Genomic DNA, 18,119 nt, shown 5'->3' on the forward strand with positions numbered 1-18,119 from the left:
GACGAGGTCGCCGACCGCCCGATCGACCCGGCCGGGTGGTGGCGATGAGCACCCTCGCGCTGTACCGGGTGGCCATCGAGGTCGTGTGCGCCCTCGACGCGGCGGGCATCGTTGCCCTCGCGACGTACCTGCTCGCCCCGATCGCCGTGCGGCACCGCCGGCCGCGCACCCGGCCCGCCGACCCGTACGCGGCGGCCACGGCGCTGGCCGACCGCATCCGCGCCGACCGTCTGCGGCGGGGCTCTCTTCGCCCCGACGGCCCCCCGGTCGACGCGCGTCGGGTGACTGGGCTACCGACCCGTGCGCGTCGGGTGACCGGGCTCGCGGTCGGCCGGGCCCGGGTTCCGTTGGCGGACAAGGCTGGTGCGTCATGGTCGTGATCCCCGGCGACCGGATCCTGATCGGGCAGCGTGCTCCCGTCGTCACCGTCGCCGAGGCGTATCTGCGGAACGAGCACCTGGTCGAGATCACCAGTACCAGCGGGCGGGTGTGGCGGGTCGATCCCGCGGTGGTGCGCCGCATCGAGGGCGGTGACCGGTCGTGACCGGATACCGGCCGCGGGTCGGTGACCTGATCGCGCTGCCGGCGTACGTGTCGGACCGGCCGTACCGGGTGCTTTCGGTGTCGGACAGCCGAACCCTGGGGTGGGTGCACCTCGGCGGCTACCTGATCCACGCCGATCTGACGCAGTGGCACTGCGACCAGGACGTTCCGCTCGACCAGCTGCGCAAGCTCCCCGACCCGATCTGGCCCGACCCGTAGCTAGCCCGCGCTGTGGCGGCCGGTGATGGCGTGGACGGTGGCGGCGGTGTCGGCGAGGTCGGCCAGTACGACGTCGGCACCCGCCGCGGCCAGCGCGTCGGCGCCGACCGATCCGGTTGCCACGGCGACGATCCGGGCGCCGGCGGCCCGGGCGGTGGCGACGTCGCGCAGGGTGTCACCGACGATCACGGTGTCCTCGGGGCGGTGCGGACGACCGAGCTGGCGTTCGACCCGGGCGAACGCGTGCGCCGGTAGGTCGGTGCGCTCGTACGCGTCGCCGCCGTAGGCGCCGAGCCGGAGGTCGAGGTGGTCGGTCAGCCCGAACGCGGCCAGCTTCAACACCGCGAGCGGGTACAGGTTGCCGGTCAGCACCGACTGGTGCACGCCGTGCAGCGCCCCGACCGCGGCCAGCGCCGCCGCAGCACCGGGTAGCGCCCGACCCTGCGTGGCGATGTCGCCCGCGTACGCGCGGAACTGCGTGACGAGGCGGTCGAGGAACCGGTCGAGCGTGCCGCCGGCCGGGTCGATGCCGTGCGCCTGCAACACCTCGGTCGCGGCCGCGAGCTCGGTACGCCCGTCGAACAGCCACGGCGCGCTCAGCGGGCGGCCGGCGATCTCCTGGAACGTCGCCGCGTACGCGTCCCGGCCGGCCGGGCCCGCATCCAGCAGCGTGTGGTCGATGTCCCACAGCACCAACATCGCATCACCTCGATCCTGCCCCGGAGGCCAGCACCCGAACCGCGGTTGGAGCTGGTACCGGTGGGGTGCGGTTCGTCGGCCACGCCGACCTCGTGTCGGATCGAGTCTGCCGTACCCGCGTACCGGCGGTGATCCGGGCCGGGCGACCCGACGGCGCGGCGCCGGCAAACGCCCGGCCCGCGCCGGCAGCGGGCGCCGGGACCGCGGTACGGCGGACATCCCGGAGCCGCGCTGTGGTGCGCCGGCCGGTCGCGCTGGTCAGTGGGTGGGACGGAACGCGACGGTCTGCTCGGCGGCGCTGTGGTGGGCGCCGACCGGGCTGCCGGTGTCGTTGGTCCAGGTACGCAGGGGAGTGGTCGCCGCCTGCCGGCCGGACATTCCCAGCACCAGCCCGCTGTACCGGTTGACGAGCCGGTACGTGCTGGGATCGGTGCGGTTGGGCACGATCCACCACTGCTGCCCGGTGCTCGGGCCGCCGGCGCCGACCGCGGTGACGGTCGGTTCGGTGCCCCAGGCCCGGCCGGCCTGGCTCGTCGCGTCCACGCCGAGCGCCCGCCCGGACGAGTCGATCACCTGGTACGAGCCGTCCCCGGCGGCGACGAACCGCCAGTCGGCGTGGGCGCTGCGGGTGTCCGCCGGCAGCGCGACCGTCCCGGTGCTCCGGCCCTCGGTGGCGAGCACCCGGCCGGTACCGCTGGCGATCCGGTAGCTCGTGCCGGCCCGTACCGGTGCCTGCGCCGGCGCGGTCGTGTCGATCGTGACGTTGGCGTACTCGCCGTCGGAGTGGTTGCAGGCGATCGAGCAGTACGACCGGAAGTCCCTGCCGACGATCGTGGTGCCGGTCAGCGTTGCGCTGTCGACGATCCAGCGGTACCAGGACTCGGAGGTGTAGTCGCCGGAGTCGCCGATCAGCCGCCACTTCTGCGTGCTCAGGTCGTCGGTGGCGTAGAACCGTTGCGGCTCCGGGCCGCTGGTGCGCTCCGGCTCGCCGATGTAGAGGCCGAGGTAGGCGTCGTAGACGATGTTCATCACGAACAGCTTCGACTTCGGCGGCAGCTTTCCGTCCGCCACCTGCTGGGTCGGGTTGCCGGTGTTGGCCGGGTCGTAGTCCCGGTCCGGCGGCGTGTAGCCGTTCGGGTTGTCCCCATCGACCGGCACCATGTTGCTTTCCCTGCCGCCGACGCCGGGCTGCGACCAGTGCCCGTCGTACCACTTTCGCCACGTGCCGGTGGCCATCTTGCCCGAGATCGGCGCCCGCGCAACGTGTTGCAGGTCGACGTCCGCGCCGCCGGCGCCCTTCTTCGGTACGACCCGGGAGCCGTAGTACAGGTAGAAGTAGCCGGAGGCGGGGTCGACGAACAGCCGCGGATCGCCGTCGCCGTAGTAGAAGGACTGGTTCGGGAACGCGGTCGTGTCACCGCGCTTCGTACTGTACGGGGAGGTGACCGCGTGGCCCTCGATGCTCCACGTCTTCCCGTGGTCGTGCGAGACCGTGTAGTCCAGCGCGTCGTAGTGCGAGAACGAGTACGCGCCGAACGGCTCCGGGGTGAACTCGTTGTGCACGATGCCGTACCAGTCGCCGGTGTCCGGGTCGACCCAGGTACCGACCAGGTCGCAGTAGTTCTTCTGCGCGTACCCGGAGCCGGCCGGTGCGTACGTCGACTCCGTGCCGGTCGGGCTGTTGTTGCAGCGCCAGGTGGTGTCGTTGTTGGCGTCGGCCGGGTTGTCCGGGTTCACCGCGTCGGACAGGCTGGCGTCCCGGCTCGCGTGGTCGAAGTCGGTACCGGTGTAGAACTCCCAGTACCGCGGGTCGTTGGCGCCGTAGAGCGCCGCCGACTGCTGGAAGTGGAACGTGCCGTCGCTGTCGATGAACGCGCTCGCCGGCGTGTCCGTCGGGTACCGGTAGACGCCGGTCGAACCGATCGTGACGGTGTACTGCGCGGGCTGGTCGGCCGCCGCGGGCGTGCCGAGGCCGGCGGCGACGGTCAGTGCGGCGGCGGCGACCGCCACCGGCGCCGCCAGCGCGCGTCGTCGGGTCTGTCGGGAGAGGGGCACGGTTGGCTCCTTCCGGCCAACGGGCTGTCGTCGCGCGGCCGACGGTGGCCGTACGGGGACAAGTCCCGATCCGTACGATTTATTTTCGCTAAGGTTATAACTAACTCGCCCAGGGTCAATACCCTGAGCCTTTGCTCTGCTTACTCATGGGAAGCAGCTCCGCTTCCTATCCGGAAGCAGAGCAAAGGACACCAACGACACACCGTGGAGGTGCCGTGCTCACGGCAGGCAGCGGTACGGGCAGCGGCGACGCCGCCGCCCGCGGTGCGATCCGGCGCAACAACGTCAGCGTGGTGCTGCGCCACCTGCGCCGCGGCGCCCGGTCCCGGACCGAGATCTCCCGCGACCTCGGCCTGCCCAACTCCACCGTGTCCAAGCTCGTCGGCGAGCTCGTCGAGCTCGGCCTGGTCACCGACGACGAGCGGCGCCGGGCCGGCGGCATCGGCCGGCCGCACCAGGCCGTCGCGCTGCGCACCGGCGCCCGCTGCGGGCTCGGCGTCGAGATCAGCGTCAACTACATCCGGGTCATCGCCCTCGACCTGCCCGGCGACGTGGTGCTCGACGACCGGGCACCGGTCGAGCAGGACCGGCGGGACCACCACGCCACCCTCGACCTCGCCGCCGATCTCGTCGCCGCCGCGCTCACCGCACTGCGCGCCACCGGTACCGCGGTCACCGGGGTCACCGTCGCCACGCCCGGCCACGTCGACCGGGACACCGGCGTCGTCCGGCTCGCCACCAACCTCGGCTGGTCCGGCGTACCGGTCGCCGCCGAGCTGGCCGACCGCCTCGGCCCGGACGCCCCGCCGGTACGGGTGGACAACGACGCCCGCCTCGGCACCGTCGCCGAGCACCGGGTGGCACACGTACCGAGCCTGCTGTACCTCACCGGCGAGGTCGGGGTCGCCGGCGGCATCGTCGTGGACGACACGCTGGTCCTCGGCGCCGCCCACGCCGCCGGCGAGCTCGGCCACATGCCGCTCGACCCGCGCGGCGCCGCCTGCCCGTGCGGCCAGCGCGGCTGCTTCGAGACGATGGTCGGCCTCGGCACCTTCCTGTCGTACGCGGCCGACGCCACCGACCCGCTCCGCGACCAGCACCGTGATCTGGAGGAGCGGCTCGCGCTCGGCACCGCGCGGGCGGCCGCCGGCGACGCCCGTACGATCCGGGCGATCGACCGGATCGCCGCCGACCTCGGTCTCGGGCTCGGGCTGCTGGTCAACGTGCTGGACCCCGCGGTGGTGGTGCTCGGCGGCTACTTCAGCCACCTCGGCGAGGCGCTGCTGTCCCGGGTCCGCGCCGAGGTCACCGGACGGGTACTCGCGCCGCACGCCGGTGGCTGCGACGTCCGGCTGTCCCGGCTCGGGTTCACCGCCGCCGCCCGCGGCGCCGCCGAGACCGTCCTGGACGACGTCTTCACCGATCCCGCCAGCTTCGCCGTCCCGATCCCCTGACCGCCGCGCCGCCGGTCAGGATCCGACGGACCCCTGCCGCTTGCCGTCGGTCCGGCCGGATGCGTGGTGCTGGTCCGGGGGCGAGGCCCCGGGCGTGCGCGAGCTTCCGCGCCCGGGTGCCGAGCCAGGAGGTCAGCGGGCGGAGAGCTGGCCGATCCGCAGCGGGTTGCCGAACGGATCGCGCAGGCCGAAGTCGGTGCCGTAGTCGCGCTCCACCGGCTCCTCGGTGATGTCCACGCCGCGCTCCCGCAGCGTCGCGTGCGTCTTCCGGACGTCCTCGGTGGTGAAGATCGTGACGCCCATGGCGCCCTTGGTGACCAGCTCCCGCAGCTGCGCCGCGGTGGCCTCGTCGTGCGCCGGCGGGCCGGGCTTGACCAGCAGCAGCTCGCGGTCGGGCTGGCCGGGCACGTTGACCGTCAGCCAGCGCATGAACCCGAGGTCGGCGTCGGTCTTCACCTCCAGGCCGAGCTTGCCGACGTAGAAGTCGAGCGCCTCGTCCTGGTCCAGCACGTAGATCTCCGAGATCGTCATCGCGTTGAGCATCGGAACCCTCCCGTAACGGTGTGTCGAGTTCTGCCGACGCTACCGACGATCCGCCCCGCGTACTTCTCCAAAACGACTCGGTCGCAGCCACGACCGGGCGAAGCAGCCCGGTACGTCGATCGGTGCCGACCGCCGGCGGTACGCGCTGGGCGGCTCGCCGGTGATCTCGCGGAAGGTGCGGCTGAACGTACCGAGGCTGGCGAAGCCGACCTCGAAGCAGACCTCGGTGATGCTGCGATCGGACTCCCGCAGCAGGAACATCGCCCGCTCGACCCGGCGCCGTTGCAGGTACCGGTGCGGCGTCTCGCCGAACACCGCGCGGAAGGTGCGGATGAAGTGCGGCGCCGAGACGTGCGCGATCCGGGCCAGCGTCGGGATGTCCAACGGTTCCGCGTAGTGCGCGTCCATCGCGTCCCGGGCCCGCAGCATCGCCAGGTTGCGCCGCTCGTTCTCCCGACTCACCACCCCATCACACCATCCCCGGCGGTGGGCGGGCGATCGTCGCGTCGGTGCGGCGGGTGGTCGTCGATGTTGCGGACGGTGGCGCGCTGCCCCAGGATCACGCGCCACCGCGAGGCGTGCCTACTGCTCGCCGTTGGCCTTGCGAACCTGGCTCGGCAGCGTGAACAGGTCGATCAGCAGGCCGATGCCCACCCAGCCGAGGGTGAAGATGTAGCTGACGCCGCGGCCGGTCTTGCCCAGGTAGAACTGGTGCACGCCGAGGAAGCCGAAGAAGAACCACAGCAGGTACGCGACGCCGACCGACTTGGTGCCGGCCGTCGCGGGGGCGGCCGAGGGGGTAGCCTGCGGCGTCTGCGTTGCCTGATCCATCGATGTATCCCTTCAGGGGTCGAATCGCCCGGCACCGCGCCGGGAGATGGCACAGGGTACACACAGCGTCAACACACACAACGTCCGCCGGAAGGCATCACAGAGTCATATCCCGGGCAGGTCTACGGACAGCACGACGATCCGCTCGCGCACGCCGGCTGTACCCGGAAGTACGCGTGGGCAGCCGACCCGGGTCGACTGCGAGCAGCGGTACCCGACATCCGGTGTTTTCGGCCGTTTGCCGGTGCCGGCACCCGCCCGCGCCGATCCTGGAGAGGTACCCGCGCTTTCGGGGAGGCGACGTGGACATGTTCGAGGCGGCCGACCTGAGCCGCCTGGCGGCGTTCGACGACGAGATCGGCGTGCTCTCGCTGTACGCCACGGTCGAACCGGGGTCGGCGGTAGGGCAGACCCGGATGCGCAGCACGCTCAGCGCGCTGCGCCGGGACCTCGCCGAGCACGCCGACCGGGACTGGGCCGCTCGCGCCGAGGCGAGGCTGGACGAGCTGGAACAGCCGATCGCCGATCTTCTCGATCCGACCGAGGCCGGACTCGGCCGGATGATGTTCGCGCAGCTCGGCGGCGACGCGCTGCAGACCGCCTGGATCCAGCGGCCCGTCGGCGACGTCGCCGTCGTCGAGTCGAACGCGTACCTGTGGCCGCTGCTCGCCGCGATCGAACCGGCCGCGCCGGCCGGCGTCGCCCGCGTCGGCCGGGACGGTGTGCGGCTGTTCGACTGCCGCTACGGTGTCGCCGAGGAGCTGAACTCCGTCTCGTTCAACCTGCCCGGCGCCACCACGTCCGGCGAGCCGCGCTCCGACGTGCCCACCCTGTCGCGCGCCGGCATCCACCCCGACCGGTACGCGCAGCGGGTCGAGGAACACCTCGCCAAGTACCTGCGGCATGCCGCCGGCACCGTCGGCGAGCACGCGCAGCAGCGCGGCTGGCAGACCCTGGTACTGGTGGGCGACCCGCGGCTGACCCGCATCCTCGCCGAAGCCCTGCCGCCAGACCGGGACCGGACCGAGCTCGACGCCGTCCTGGACCCGGACCTGACCCCGACCGAGGTGCTCGACTTCGTCACCCCCACGCTGACCGAGGCGCGCACCCGGCGCGAGGCGGCCGCGGTACAGCGGGTGGCCGACCTGGCCCGCGCCGGCGGCAACGGGGTGCTCGGGCTCGCCGACACGGTGTCGATGCTGCAGGACGGCCGGGTCGAACGGCTGCTGCTCGACGCGGCCGGCGGCTGGAGCCCCGAGGACGCCGTCGACGCCGGCGCCCCGCCCACCGCGGTACTGCTCGCCGGCGAGGGCACCGCGAGCGAACTTGCCGAGGGCATGGTCGAACTGGCGCTGTCCCGGGGCGGCGCCGTCACCCTGCTCGAGGGCGCTGCGGCCGCCGAGCTCGCCGACCGCGACGGCATCGCCGCCCTGCTCCGCTGGTGATCCCTGTCCCGGTGCGGTGAACGGGACTCTCGGCTGCTGAACGACCGGACCCGCGACGACCACCCGTCCGGCCGGCGGCTGGGCCACCGCCCCGACGCGGGCCAGGCGGCCTTGCCGCGCATCGTGACCAAGGCCGGGCGGCGGGTCAGGCGGCCGCACCGAACATCGCCACCAGGCCGGCGGGGGCGTCCGGTGCCAGGCAGAGGGCCATGCCCTGGGCGGAGCCGTCGGCCGCCTCGGCCGACCGCGGGAACATGCCCGCCTCGTACGCGGCCAGCGCCGCCTCGGCGTCGTCCCGGTGCGCGGCGAGCGCCTCGCCCAGCTCGGCGCCGTCCAGCATCGCGTTGTTCGCGCCCTCCCCGGCGAACGGCGACATCAGGTGCGCGGCGTCACCGAGCAGGGTCACGCCCGACACCCGGGACCAGCGGTGACCGGCGGGCAGCCCGTACAGCGGGCGGGGAACGAGCGGGCCGTCCGCCTCGGCGACCAGCGCCCGCAGGCCGTCGGACCAGTCGGTGAAGTGTGCCAGTACGGCGTCCTGCACGGCCGGACGGTCGGCGAAGTCGATGCCGTCGGCCCAACCCGCCGGTACCGGCAGCGCCGCGTAGACGTGCAGGCTGCCGTCGGTCTCCCGGTGTGCCAGCAGCCCCGTGCCGTCGCCGAGCGCGAACAGCGAACCGCGGCCGGCCATCGCGGCGGCGGCCGGATGACGCGTGTCCGCGTCGTGCAGGTCGATCTCGACGAACGTGACGCCGAGGTAGTCCGGCGTCGCCGCGGACAGCCGCGGCCGTACCTTCGACCACGCCCCGTCCGCGCCCACGACCAGGTCGGCGAGCACCGTCGACCCGTCGGCGAACACCACCTCGTGCCGACCGTCGTCCCGGCTTCGCACCGCGGACACCTTGGCGTTCCACCGGATCGACCCGGGCGGCAGCGAGTCGAGCAGCAGCTCGCGCAGCTGCCCGCGGTCGACCTCGGGACGACCGTTGCCTCCGCCGTCGGCGTGCCGCACGGTGCCGTGCCGGTCGCGGACGATGGTCGCGTCGCCGCCCGGCAACACGATCCGCCGGAACTCGTCGAGCAGGCCGGCGGCCCGCAGTGCGCGCTGCCCGGACTCCTCGTGGATGTCGAGCATGCCGCCCTGCGAGCGAGCACCCGGCCCGGGCTCCTGGTCGTACACGGTGGCGGCGATGCCGTGCACCGCGAGCACCCGGGCCAGCGTCAACCCGCCCAGCCCGCCGCCCACGATCGCGATCTCGCGCTGCCCGCCGCCGGTTTCCGTTGTGGCCATGACGATTCCTCCCTGTGATGTGCGTCGATCCGCGGGTCGATGCGTGCGCCGGCCGGTCATTCCGGCAGCGCAGTGTGTGCGATGCCGTGGATCAGGACGCGGAAACCCCAGCCGAGGCGGTCCTCCGCCGTGCCGGACAGCAGCGCCTGCCCCAGCGCCGCGAGCTGCGGGTACGTGTCGGCGGACGCGCCCTGCACGGCGCCGGTCAACGCGTCCCACTCCCGGTTCGCCTCGGCCGAGGCGTCCCGGTCGCTCTGCTCGGCGGCCGTCGCGGTACCGAACTGCAGCAGCACGTCCACGCCCCACGCGGCCTGCGGCCCCGGCACGCCACCCTCGGCGAGCAGCCCGAGCACCCTCTCCACCAGTCGCAGGTAGTGCGGCCCGCTCGGCCGGGCGGACAGCGCCGCGCGGGCCAGACTCGGCTGCGCGAACAGCAACGCGGTGTAGTCGGTGAGCAGCCCGACGAGCCGCTCGTCCCACCGGCCGGCGCGCACCGGAGCCAGCTCGCCCAGCAGCTCGTCCAGCACCGCGGCGTGCAGCTCGGCGGTGTTGCGCACGTACACGTAGAGCGAGGCGGGGCCGGTGTCGAGCTCCTGCGCCAGCCGCCGCATCGTCACCCGGGCCAACCCCTCGGCCCGCATCAGCCGTACCGCAGTCGCCACGATGCCGCCGCGTGTCAGTGCCGGCTTGGCCGGCCGCTCCCGCCTGCTCCGCGTTCCCTCATCCGCCATGCCTCCACGATAACGAACATGTTCGTTACGAACAAGTTCGTGGCGAACGTGTTCGTTCCCACGGCTCATCTGCCCGCAACTGTTCGGTGTCGCCCGGCTCGCGACGCTGAGCGGAACGTCCTGACCGGCGTCGTTCGGCGGGCGCGAGACTGTCATGCTGGGCCGGTGACGAAATCGCCGGTGACCGACGAGCCGGTCGACGCCGGGCCCGACCGGCGCACGCTGCGCGCCGAGGTACTGCTCGTACTGGCCGTCTCGCTCGGCCAGTCCGGGGTGTACGCGCTGGTGAACCTCATCGGCAAGCTCACCGCGAGCAAGGCGCTCGCCGACCAGAGCGCCACCCTCAACGCCTCCCAGGCGCCGGGACGGCCGTGGCTGGACCTCACGTACCAGCTGCTCGGCATCGCGTTCGCGGTCGTACCGGCACTGCTCGCGATGCACCTGCTCGGCCGCTCCGGCCGGCCCGCCAGCCGAACCCTCGGTCTCGACCTGCGCCGCCCGGTGTTCGACCTGAGCGCAGGCGCCGGCGTCGCGCTCGCCATCGGCATCCCCGGCCTCGGCCTGTACTTCGCCGCCCGCGCGCTCGGCCTCGCCGCCAATGTCGTACCGTCCGCGCTGCCGTCGGTGTGGTGGGCGATCCCGGTCCTGATCCTGTCGGCGATCCAGAACGCCGTGCTCGAAGAGGTCGTCGTGCTCGGCTACCTGATCACCCGGCTGCGCGAGCTCGGCTGGCGGCTGCCGGCCGTGGTGGTCACCAGCGCGCTGCTGCGCGGTTCGTACCACCTCTACCAGGGGTTCGGCGGCTTCGTCGGCAACGCGATCATGGGCGTGCTGTTCGCGCTGTTCTTCCTCCGGGTACGCCGGGTCGCCCCGCTCGTGGTCGCCCACAGCCTGCTCGACATCGGCGCCTTCGTCGGGTACGCCCTGCTCCACGGGCGCGTTTCCTGGCTCTGACCAGCGCCCGAACGGCCGGCGAACCACGACGCGCCGGATGCCCTTTGCCCGCTGCCGTCGCCGCCCTGTATTCTCGACCACCGACGGTCGGTACCCGGCCGTCCTGGGAGGCTTCGCCTAGTCTGGTCTATGGCGCCCGCCTGCTAAGCGGGTTTCGGGCTACAACCCGATCCGGGGTTCAAATCCCCGAGCCTCCGCCACTGAACAGCGAAAACGCCGCCCGAGCCCAGCACGGCTCCGGGCGGCGTTTCGCGCTTCAGGCAGCGTCCGGTCTCAGTTCCAGTCTCATTCGAGCCCTGTCCGATCCTGCCCGTCCCGTGCTGGTACCCCGTCGTGGCGAAGCCCCCGTACGTGAGTATTGACGGGACTTATGATTGGTCATAACGTAAGTGTGGTGATGGGTCGGATGATCGCGAGCACCACCGATCTGGGGCGGTGGAACGCCGAACGCGTGCTCGAGGTGCTGTACGACCGGCGGCCCTACAGCAACGCCGAACTCGTGCGGTCCACCGGGCTGTCCCGGTCGACGGTCGAACGTGCGGTGGACCTGCTGGTCGCGCAGGGCGTGGTGGCCAAGTCCGAGCCGGTGGCGCTGGTCAGCGGCCGCCCGGCAGCCCTGTACCGGCTGCGGCCGACGTTCGGCTACGTGCTGGCGCTGGACGTTGGCGCGCACACGGTGCGGGCCCGGCTCGACGACCTGGCGGGGCCGCAGGTCGAAGCCGGCACCTTCGTCGGAGTGGGCGCGCCACCCGAGCCGGTGAGCATCGATCCGGATGCGCCGGCCGAGGGGCGGCTGCGGGTTCTCACCGAGATCGCGGACCGGGCCCTGGAGATGGCCGGGGTGGCTCGGCCGGACGTGCGGGCGGTGACGGTCGGCACGCCTGGCATCGTGGACGCCGCCGGCGTGATCAAGTCCTGCCAGGTGATCCGGTCCGGCGACTGGGTCGGCGACCGGCTGCGGAACCTGGTCCGTGACCGGTTCCCCGGGGCGCGGGTGAGCGTGGACAACGACGCCAACCTGGCCGTACTGGGCGAGCAGCGGTTCGGGGTGGCTGGCGACGCCGAGGACGTGGTCGTGGTGCTGGCCGGCCGGCGCGTGGGTTTCGGCATCGTGCACAGCGGCGGGCTGCACCGCGGTGCGCACCACCAGGCCGGGGAGGCGGCCAACGTCGACGACTCCGGCTGGGGCCGGGCGAGCCGGTGGTTGTACGAGCACGACGGCGAGTTGGTCGGCATGTTCGCCGCGGCGGCGGCCGGGGAACCGGCGGCGGTGACGCGGGTGGCGCAGCTCGCCGATCTGTTGGGGCGGGCGATGGCCGAGATCGTGCACACGCTCGACCCCGAGCTGATCGTGCTGGGCGGGGCGGTGGCGCTGGCCGGGGCCACGATCCTGGATCCGCTGCGGGAGCGCTTCAAAGCCGCCTGCCAGGGCATGGAAACGCCGGAGCTGGCGCTGTCGGCCCTGGGACGGCAGGCCGTGCTGCTCGGTGCGGCCGAACACGGCCGGCGCGAGGTGTTCGCGCACCTGCTCGACGAGGCGCTGCCGCAGTTGCCGGCGGCGACGGCGAGGTGGCGGTGAGGCGGGCACGAGCCTGGTACGGGAGGAATGCCCGGGACCGATCGAGGTGGGTCACGAGGACGCCACCCAGGAGACCGAACGGTAGGGAAGCCGATGACCAGCAAGAGAACGACCAGCAACGACTCGCCGGACGAGCGGCGGCGGCCCGACGATCAGGAGCGCCGGATCGCCGAGGCGACGATCCGTGCGATGTCGGCGCCCTCGGTCGGTGCGACCGCGGTCCGGATGGCCGCGATCGTCTCGTCGCTGCGGTGAGGGCCCGGCGCGGTGCGGAGGCGCGGACGGGGCATCTCCCGGAACGGGGTGAGGTGCCGTCAGCTGATGCCGAGAACGGGTAGGCACTCCTCGACGCCGGCCAGTTCGATGTCGTCGCGGCGGCGCGGTTCCCAGGCTTCGCGGGTGAGTCGCCACTGCTGGATCCGTGCCGGCTCACCGCGGCGGGTGTCCCAGTCGGTACCGTTCGGTTCGTACCCGAGCGCGCGAGAAACCCGGTTGGATGCCTCGTTGTCGACGAACGCGTCGCTGCCGGCCTCGTGGGCGCCCAGCCCGGCGAAGGCCAGGTGCAGGATCGCCGCCCGCATCTCCTTGCCGAGGCCCTCTCCGCGGCGGCCGGGGGCCAGCCAGGAGAAGCTGGAGACCGTACCGAACCGGGTGAAGTTCGTGCTGGTGAGGTCCTGCATGCCGACCGGCTCACCGTCCACGAGCACGGCGAAGTACAGCCGCCACGAGTCCGGGCTGACCCGGCCGCGGCCGCGCCAGATGCTGCGCAGCCATTGCCATTCGCGTTCGGGACTGTCGGCGTAGAACGAGATCGGATCGTCGAACGGCAGCGGCTCGGTGTCGGCGATCCCGGCCCGTACCAGCGGTACCAGGCGTTCGAGCAACTCGTCGCAGGCGCCCGCCAGCGTCAGCCGCGGCGTGCGGATCTCGACGTTGAGCGGCGGATAGGTGTGGGCCACGTCCGGACGGTAACCGTCCCACCCGCCCCACGGCATCCGCTTTTGGTCACCCGCCCGGCCGCTGCTGCGGCGCCGAACCCGCGGCGGTACGACGTCCGGTCGAGCTTCGGGTCGGCATCGGGGCCCGGCGGGCGGGGCGCTGTCGGGGTCGAGCGTCTCGGCGTCGCGGCCCGCGCCGCCGCTCAGTCGGTGGTGAACTGCGACAGGTGTGCCTGGAGCTGTTGGCTCACGCGGTCGAGCAGGGCGTCCTTGGTGGGGCTGGAGTACGACATCGTCGGGTCGGGGTAGACGACGACGTCCAGGCGTTCGCCGGCGGCGGAGACCACGGACAGCCCGGCCGCCCGGCGTGCCGTGTTGATGCGTACGGTGGCCGGCTCCACCCGCGCGCCACGGCTGGGGAAGCTCTGCAGGCGCACCGGTTGGCGCAGCCCGACCTTCCACAGCGAGACGGCGTGCCGGTCGGCGGCGAGGACGAACCCGGCCGAGCTGCGCAGGCCGAGCGTCGGGCGGCACAGGAACGCGAGCCCGTCGCGGCGCAGATCGGCCAGCATTGTGCGCTGGTTGCGCACCATCCGGCGCCCGTACGCCACCAGCGCGAACACCAGCAGCGCGAGCAGCGCCAGCAGCACGATCAGGATCGGTAGCAGGCGCAGGAAGAGGTGCATGAAGGGACGGTAGACCCGACCGGCAAGTCTGCGGTGCCCCGCTGCGAGCGGCGAGCCGGCGGTGCGTCGCTTCGAGCGAGCCTGCGGTGCCCCGCTGCGACCGGGTGAGCCGGCGGTGTCCCGCTGCGAGCGGCGGGGCGGCGGTGGTCCGGCGACCGTCAGGGCAGGCGTTCGAGGAGCTGGGGCGACCGTCAGGGCAGGCGTTCGAGGAGCTGGATCGTCACCGTGTCGCCGGTGGTCTTGCCGATGGCCTGCTCGTGCCGTCGTGAGGGCAGACGACCGCGGGCACCGAAACTCACCGGTACGCGGGGCTGACGAGACGCAGATCCGGAAGTGCTGCGTCCGGAATCTGGTTTAGCGTCGGCGGCATGACTGAGACGAGCGAGTTGACCCCGCGCCCGTTCACCGCCACGCCCGGCGAGATCGAGGCGTTGCTCGGTGCGATGTACCGGAACCGGCGGACGTTCGCCTGGAAGACCGGCGGGCTGGACGCCGCCGCGATGCGGCGCACCCTCGGGCCGTCCACCCTCACCCTCGGTGGGCTGGTCAAGCACCTGGCCCTGGTGGAGGACCACTACTTCACCCACCTGCTGCTGGGCGAGGACTACCCGGCGGTCTGGGCGCCGATGGCCACGAACGGCGACTGGCCCTGGACCTCGGCCGCGGACGACTCGCCGGCGGAGCTGCGGGCGCTGTGGCTCGCGGCGGTGGCGCGCTCGGAGGCCGCGGTCGACCGGGTACTCGCCGAGCACGACCTGGACCACCGGCTCGCCCTGTCCGACGGCCCGGAGACGCTCAACCTGCGCCGGGTGCTCGTCGACCTGATCGAGGAGTACGCCCGGCACACCGGCCACGCCGACCTGATCCGAGAGTCCATCGACGGCCTCGTCGGCGAGGACGCCCCGTAGTAGCGACCCGTTCGCGCACGTGCTCGGTGATGCGGTCGGATGGTGGTATGTCCGGGACTGTTCGGCGAGCCGTTGGCGGTCGGTGACGGCCTCGATCTCGGGGACGGCTGGTGGTACCTCCCGTACGGCCGGGGTCAGCGGGGGCGTAGTCGAGGCGGGAGAACGGCCAGGCGGTGGTGAGCCAGTCGCTGACCACGCGGTACAGGTCGGCGTCGAGGTCGGCGTGGTCGGCCCGGACCCAGGAGGCGACGTCAACCGTGCCGGGTTCGGTACGCGAACCGTAGATGTAGACGCAGCCGATCACGTCGCCGTCCGGTACCGACAGCACGGTGTAGGTGAAGCCGACCCGGCGGGCGAAGTCGTCGGCGTGCCGGCGCAGGTCGCCGAGGTTCGCCTCCAGGGTCATGCCGTCGGCCGGCGGCCAGGAGCCTTGCTCGAAGCCGGGCGTGGCGCGGATGTGGTCGATGCTGCCGGTCCACGCGGCGTGGTCGGACGCGTTGTGTTGCGGCCCGAGCGGTTCGAGCCGGTACCGGTCGGTCGCCGGCGGCTGCGGGATGGGGAAGTCGTCCGGTACGAGCGGCTGTCTGTCGGTCACCGCGGCAGGCTAGCGCGCCCGGCGCACCGGTTTCCGGCGATTTTCGCGACCGCGATACACCGGGTAGGACCTGATCGCCGCGCGGATGAATGCCGCCGCGCCGGGCCCGATCCCGGCGCCGCACCGCGTCCCGGTTCGCTTCGCCGGAATCAACCCTCGGCGAGTCGACGCAGGGCGAGTTCGGTGAGCAGGTCGGCGCCGTCGTCGAGGACGTCGTCGGCGAACACCACGTCGCCGGCGTGGTTGCTCGCCGAGTCGGCGGGTGCCGTCCCGGCCGGCGCCGCCCCCAGCAGCACGAACGCGCCCGGTACCGCGTCGAGCAGGTACGCGAAGTCCTCGGAGGCGGCGAGCGGGTGCGGCATGGTGTGCGCCCGGTCCGGGCCGAACAGGTCCGTCGCGGTGTCGAGCGCGAGCTGCGTCGCGGCGGCGTCGTTGACGGTCGGCGGGTGTACCGGGACCGGCTCGACGGTGACGGTCAGGTCGTGCGCGGCGGCGATCCCCTGGTACAGCCGGGTCAGCCGGTCGAGCACGGTGCGGCGCGACTCGGCGGAGAACGAGCGGATCGACAGTTCCAGCTCGGCGGTCGCCGGGATCACGTTGCGCCGGGTACCGGCATGGATCGTGCCGACCGTGACGACGACCGGCTCGAACACGTCGAAGCCGCGGGCCACCAGCGCCTGCGTGGCGGTGACCATCTCGCACGCCGGCGGGATCGGGTCCCGGGTGCGGTGCGGGGTGGAGGCGTGGCCGCCGCGGCCGCGGACGGTGACCCGCATCCCGTCGGAGGCCGCCATGATCGGTCCGGGCCGGGTGGCGACCACCCCGTGCGGTACCACGTCGCCGAACACGTGCAGCGCGTAGCAGGCGACCGGCCGGCGACCGGCCGCGGTGAGCAGCCCTTCGGCGAGCATCGTGCGAGCGCCGCCGTGCCCCTCCTCGCCGGGCTGGAAGCAGAACAGCACGTCGCCGGCGAGCTCGTCGGCCCGTGCCGCCAGCCGGTGCGCCGCACCGACCAGCATCGCGGTGTGCAGGTCGTGCCCGCAGGCGTGCATCGATCCGTCCACAGTGGACTTGTAGGGCACGTCGGCGGTCTCGGTGACCGGCAGCGCGTCCAGGTCGGCACGCAGCAGCACCACCGGACCGCCGGTACGGGCGCCGCCGCGCAGGACCGCGACGACCGAGGACAGCTCGCGCCCGGTCCCGACCTCCACCGGCAGCCCGGCCAGCGCGTCGAGGACGACGCGCTGGGTGCGGGGCAGCCGCAGCCCGATCTCGGGATGCCGGTGCAGGTCGTGCCGGAGCCGCGTCAGGTTCATACTTCGAGCGGCTTCTTCGCCGTCTCGGCCAGGAACAGGTACACCACGAAGGACACCGCGCACAGCAGCGCGATGTAGTACGGGAAGAGCCCGGCGTTGCCCAGCGACTTGAACAGCGTGCCCACGTACGGCGCGGTCCCGCCGAACAGCGCCACCGCCAGCGAGTACGGGAAGCCGATGCCGCTGGCGCGGACCCGGGCCGGGAAGACCTCCGCGTTGATCGCCGCCGCGATCGAGGTGTACCCGGTCAGCAGGATCATGCCGACCAGCGTGATCGCCAGCATCACCCCGAACGAGTTCGTCAGCAGCATCAGCAGCGGCACGGTCAGGATCGCGAAGCCGGCGGAGAACACCAGCAGCATCGGCTTGCGGCCGATCCGGTCCGACAGCATCCCGCCGAGCGGCTGGATCAGCGCGAAGAACGCCAGCGCGATCGTGGACACGATCAGCGACTCGCCCTTGTCGAACCCGACGTTCTGCTGCGCGTAGGTCGGCAGGTACGCGGTCCACGAGTAGTACGCGATGGTGCCGCCGATGGTGATCCCGACGATCAGCAGCGACTGCTTCGGGTGCCGGACGATCGCTTCGTAGAAGCGCGGCCGGTCGGTCGCGGCGACCTGCTTGGTCTCCCGCACGCCGCGGCGCAGCCACAACCCGAACAGCGCGAGTACCGCGCCGAGCAGGAACGGGATCCGCCAGCCCCAGCCGGTCATGGCGTGCTCCGACAGCACGCCGACGAGCAGCGCGGACAGGCCGGACGCGATCAGCTGGCCGATGGTCGTCGACACGTACTGGAAGCTGGAGAACAGGCCGCGGCGGCGCGGCCCGGCCGACTCGACCAGGAACGTGGTGGACGCCGCGAACTCGCCGCCGATCGACAGCCCGGAGATCAGCCGGGCGAGGACGAGGATGATCGGCGCCAGCACCCCGACCTGGGCGTAGCTCGGCACGATGCCGACCAGCAGGCTGCCGAACCCCATCAGCAGGATCGTCACGGTCAGCGCGGTCCGCCGGCCGAACCGGTCGGCCACGCTACCGAGCAGCAACCCGCCGACCGGCCGCATGAAGAACCCGACCGCGAACACGGCGAACGTGCTCAGCGCCGAGGTGATCGGGTTGTTGCTGGGGAAGATCAACGGGCCGAACGTGGTGGCCAGGAACGTGTAGGTGTACCAGTCGTACCACTCGATCGCGTTGCCGACCGACGCTGCGGCGACCTGCCGCAGGCGACCGGTGAGCCCGAGTGACAACGTCGCGGTCTCGCTCACGACCGTTCCTCCTCAACCGGAACGGTCATGCGGCACACAACCGCACGATGCGTTCGATCTCGAC

General features: G+C 72.6%; 20 protein-coding genes, 1 tRNA gene and 1 pseudogene. 10 read left to right on the top strand and 12 right to left on the bottom strand.

Translation table 11 applies throughout. From position 1 onward, the window contains the following. Nucleotides 1-44 precede the first annotated feature (44 nt). The 3 genes from Asera_RS07440 to Asera_RS07450 are packed head-to-tail and all read left to right on the top strand — an operon-like array spanning nt 45 to nt 762. A complete protein-coding gene (locus Asera_RS07440; RefSeq protein WP_157034966.1) occupies nt 45-380 on the top strand; it encodes a hypothetical protein in 336 nt (111 codons plus the stop codon). Further along, nucleotides 371-544 carry a hypothetical protein gene (locus tag Asera_RS07445; protein WP_157034967.1) on the top strand — a complete coding sequence of 58 codons (174 nt, stop codon included), beginning with the start codon at nt 371-373 and terminating at the stop codon, nt 542-544. The genes Asera_RS07440 and Asera_RS07445 overlap by 10 nt, the downstream gene beginning before the upstream one ends. Next, nucleotides 541-762, top strand: a complete 222-nt coding sequence (locus tag Asera_RS07450; protein ID WP_030447678.1) for a hypothetical protein — start codon at nt 541-543, stop codon at nt 760-762. Before Asera_RS07445 ends, Asera_RS07450 begins: the two co-directional genes overlap by 4 nt. Here the strand turns inward: Asera_RS07450 and Asera_RS07455 are convergent, their stop codons facing one another. Further along, nucleotides 763-1,461, bottom strand: coding sequence for an HAD family hydrolase (locus Asera_RS07455; protein ID WP_030447679.1), 699 nt, complete (start codon nt 1,459-1,461; stop codon nt 763-765). Between the two features lie 258 nt (nt 1,462-1,719). After that, nucleotides 1,720-3,516 (bottom strand): RICIN domain-containing protein, encoded by a 1,797-nt coding sequence (locus Asera_RS07460; RefSeq protein WP_244843775.1) that lies wholly within the window; start codon nt 3,514-3,516, stop codon nt 1,720-1,722. 215 nt (nt 3,517-3,731) lie between these two features. Between Asera_RS07460 and Asera_RS07465 the strand changes: the two genes are divergently transcribed. After that, nucleotides 3,732-4,970: an ROK family transcriptional regulator gene (locus tag Asera_RS07465; RefSeq protein ID WP_030447681.1), complete on the top strand. Its 1,239-nt coding sequence runs from the start codon at nt 3,732-3,734 to the stop codon at nt 4,968-4,970. Between the two features lie 132 nt (nt 4,971-5,102). On the opposite strand, the gene Asera_RS07470 is transcribed toward Asera_RS07465, so the two are convergent. The 3 genes from Asera_RS07470 to Asera_RS07480 form a co-directional block, all read right to left on the bottom strand. Then, entirely contained in the window at nt 5,103-5,501 is a 399-nt protein-coding gene (locus Asera_RS07470; protein WP_244843776.1) for a VOC family protein, read from the bottom strand. 51 nt (nt 5,502-5,552) lie between these two features. After that, a complete protein-coding gene (locus Asera_RS07475) occupies nt 5,553-5,975 on the bottom strand; it encodes a helix-turn-helix domain-containing protein (RefSeq protein WP_030447683.1) in 423 nt (140 codons plus the stop codon). Between the two features lie 120 nt (nt 5,976-6,095). Further along, nucleotides 6,096-6,344: a TM2 domain-containing protein gene (locus tag Asera_RS07480; protein WP_035297508.1), complete on the bottom strand. Its 249-nt coding sequence runs from the start codon at nt 6,342-6,344 to the stop codon at nt 6,096-6,098. A 308-nt stretch (nt 6,345-6,652) separates the two neighbouring features. On the opposite strand from Asera_RS07480, the gene Asera_RS07485 reads away from it, so the two are divergent. After that, nucleotides 6,653-7,789 carry a VLRF1 family aeRF1-type release factor gene (locus tag Asera_RS07485; RefSeq protein WP_244844157.1) on the top strand — a complete coding sequence of 379 codons (1,137 nt, stop codon included), beginning with the start codon at nt 6,653-6,655 and terminating at the stop codon, nt 7,787-7,789. A 145-nt stretch (nt 7,790-7,934) separates the two neighbouring features. Here the strand turns inward: Asera_RS07485 and Asera_RS07490 are convergent, their stop codons facing one another. Next, on the bottom strand, nt 7,935-9,080 hold the full coding sequence (locus tag Asera_RS07490; RefSeq protein ID WP_051802572.1) for an FAD-dependent oxidoreductase: 1,146 nt from the start codon (nt 9,078-9,080) through the stop codon (nt 7,935-7,937). A 56-nt stretch (nt 9,081-9,136) separates the two neighbouring features. After that, nucleotides 9,137-9,811: a TetR/AcrR family transcriptional regulator gene (locus Asera_RS07495; RefSeq protein ID WP_030447686.1), complete on the bottom strand. Its 675-nt coding sequence runs from the start codon at nt 9,809-9,811 to the stop codon at nt 9,137-9,139. Between the two features lie 165 nt (nt 9,812-9,976). Here Asera_RS07495 and Asera_RS07500 point away from each other — a divergent pair, with 165 nt between their 5' ends. From Asera_RS07500 to Asera_RS07515, 4 genes are all read left to right on the top strand, one after another. Beyond that, a complete protein-coding gene (locus Asera_RS07500) occupies nt 9,977-10,765 on the top strand; it encodes a CPBP family intramembrane glutamic endopeptidase (RefSeq protein ID WP_244843777.1) in 789 nt (262 codons plus the stop codon). Between the two features lie 106 nt (nt 10,766-10,871). After that, nucleotides 10,872-10,965, top strand: a tRNA-Ser gene (locus Asera_RS07505). A gap of 206 nt (nt 10,966-11,171) precedes the next feature. Continuing rightward, on the top strand, nt 11,172-12,344 hold the full coding sequence (locus tag Asera_RS07510; protein WP_169745874.1) for an ROK family transcriptional regulator: 1,173 nt from the start codon (nt 11,172-11,174) through the stop codon (nt 12,342-12,344). 93 nt (nt 12,345-12,437) lie between these two features. Next, the gene (locus Asera_RS07515; RefSeq protein ID WP_157034969.1) at nt 12,438-12,599 is read left to right on the top strand and encodes a hypothetical protein; all 162 of its coding nucleotides are present in this window, start codon (nt 12,438-12,440) and stop codon (nt 12,597-12,599) included. Between the two features lie 59 nt (nt 12,600-12,658). On the opposite strand, the gene Asera_RS07520 is transcribed toward Asera_RS07515, so the two are convergent. Both Asera_RS07520 and Asera_RS07525 read right to left on the bottom strand, forming a co-directional pair. Continuing rightward, nucleotides 12,659-13,303, bottom strand: a complete 645-nt coding sequence (locus Asera_RS07520; protein ID WP_030447689.1) for a GNAT family N-acetyltransferase — start codon at nt 13,301-13,303, stop codon at nt 12,659-12,661. Nucleotides 13,304-13,485: 182 nt separating this feature from the next. After that, nucleotides 13,486-13,968 (bottom strand): hypothetical protein, encoded by a 483-nt coding sequence (locus tag Asera_RS07525; protein WP_030447690.1) that lies wholly within the window; start codon nt 13,966-13,968, stop codon nt 13,486-13,488. 368 nt (nt 13,969-14,336) lie between these two features. Between Asera_RS07525 and Asera_RS07530 the strand changes: the two genes are divergently transcribed. Next, on the top strand, nt 14,337-14,876 hold the full coding sequence (locus Asera_RS07530) for a DinB family protein (RefSeq protein ID WP_030447691.1): 540 nt from the start codon (nt 14,337-14,339) through the stop codon (nt 14,874-14,876). Between the two features lie 145 nt (nt 14,877-15,021). Here the strand turns inward: Asera_RS07530 and Asera_RS33875 are convergent. The 3 genes and pseudogenes from Asera_RS33875 to Asera_RS07540 form a co-directional block, all read right to left on the bottom strand. After that, nucleotides 15,022-15,471: pseudogene (locus Asera_RS33875) on the bottom strand (GNAT family N-acetyltransferase); the annotation flags it as partial. 149 nt (nt 15,472-15,620) lie between these two features. Further along, nucleotides 15,621-16,787 (bottom strand): M20 metallopeptidase family protein, encoded by a 1,167-nt coding sequence (locus tag Asera_RS07535; protein ID WP_030447693.1) that lies wholly within the window; start codon nt 16,785-16,787, stop codon nt 15,621-15,623. Then, a complete protein-coding gene (locus Asera_RS07540) occupies nt 16,784-18,055 on the bottom strand; it encodes an MFS transporter (RefSeq protein ID WP_030447694.1) in 1,272 nt (423 codons plus the stop codon). The genes Asera_RS07535 and Asera_RS07540 overlap by 4 nt, the downstream gene beginning before the upstream one ends. Nucleotides 18,056-18,119: the final 64 nt, after the last annotated feature.

Source organism: Actinocatenispora sera, from assembly GCF_018324685.1.
In the GTDB taxonomy this organism is placed as follows: Bacteria; Actinomycetota; Actinomycetes; order Mycobacteriales; family Micromonosporaceae; genus Actinocatenispora; species Actinocatenispora sera.

Bases quoted from the DNA above. Each gene is read 5' to 3' on its own strand.
- Asera_RS07440 (WP_157034966.1), top strand. From the start codon at position 45: ATGAGCACCCTCGCGCTGTACCGGGTGGCCATCGAGGTCGTGTGCGCC.
- Asera_RS07530 (WP_030447691.1), top strand. From the start codon at position 14,337: ATGACTGAGACGAGCGAGTTGACCCCGCGCCCGTTCACCGCCACGCCC.
- Asera_RS07490 (WP_051802572.1), bottom strand. From the start codon at position 9,080: ATGGCCACAACGGAAACCGGCGGCGGGCAGCGCGAGATCGCGATCGTG.
- Asera_RS07525 (WP_030447690.1), bottom strand. From the start codon at position 13,968: ATGCACCTCTTCCTGCGCCTGCTACCGATCCTGATCGTGCTGCTGGCG.
- Asera_RS07480 (WP_035297508.1), bottom strand. From the start codon at position 6,344: ATGGATCAGGCAACGCAGACGCCGCAGGCTACCCCCTCGGCCGCCCCC.
- Asera_RS07510 (WP_169745874.1), top strand. From the start codon at position 11,172: ATGATCGCGAGCACCACCGATCTGGGGCGGTGGAACGCCGAACGCGTG.
- Asera_RS07455 (WP_030447679.1), bottom strand. From the start codon at position 1,461: ATGTTGGTGCTGTGGGACATCGACCACACGCTGCTGGATGCGGGCCCG.
- Asera_RS07485 (WP_244844157.1), top strand. From the start codon at position 6,653: ATGTTCGAGGCGGCCGACCTGAGCCGCCTGGCGGCGTTCGACGACGAG.
- Asera_RS07445 (WP_157034967.1), top strand. From the start codon at position 371: ATGGTCGTGATCCCCGGCGACCGGATCCTGATCGGGCAGCGTGCTCCC.
- Asera_RS07495 (WP_030447686.1), bottom strand. From the start codon at position 9,811: ATGGCGGATGAGGGAACGCGGAGCAGGCGGGAGCGGCCGGCCAAGCCG.
- Asera_RS07515 (WP_157034969.1), top strand. From the start codon at position 12,438: ATGACCAGCAAGAGAACGACCAGCAACGACTCGCCGGACGAGCGGCGG.
- Asera_RS07470 (WP_244843776.1), bottom strand. From the start codon at position 5,501: ATGACGATCTCGGAGATCTACGTGCTGGACCAGGACGAGGCGCTCGAC.
- Asera_RS07535 (WP_030447693.1), bottom strand. From the start codon at position 16,787: ATGAACCTGACGCGGCTCCGGCACGACCTGCACCGGCATCCCGAGATC.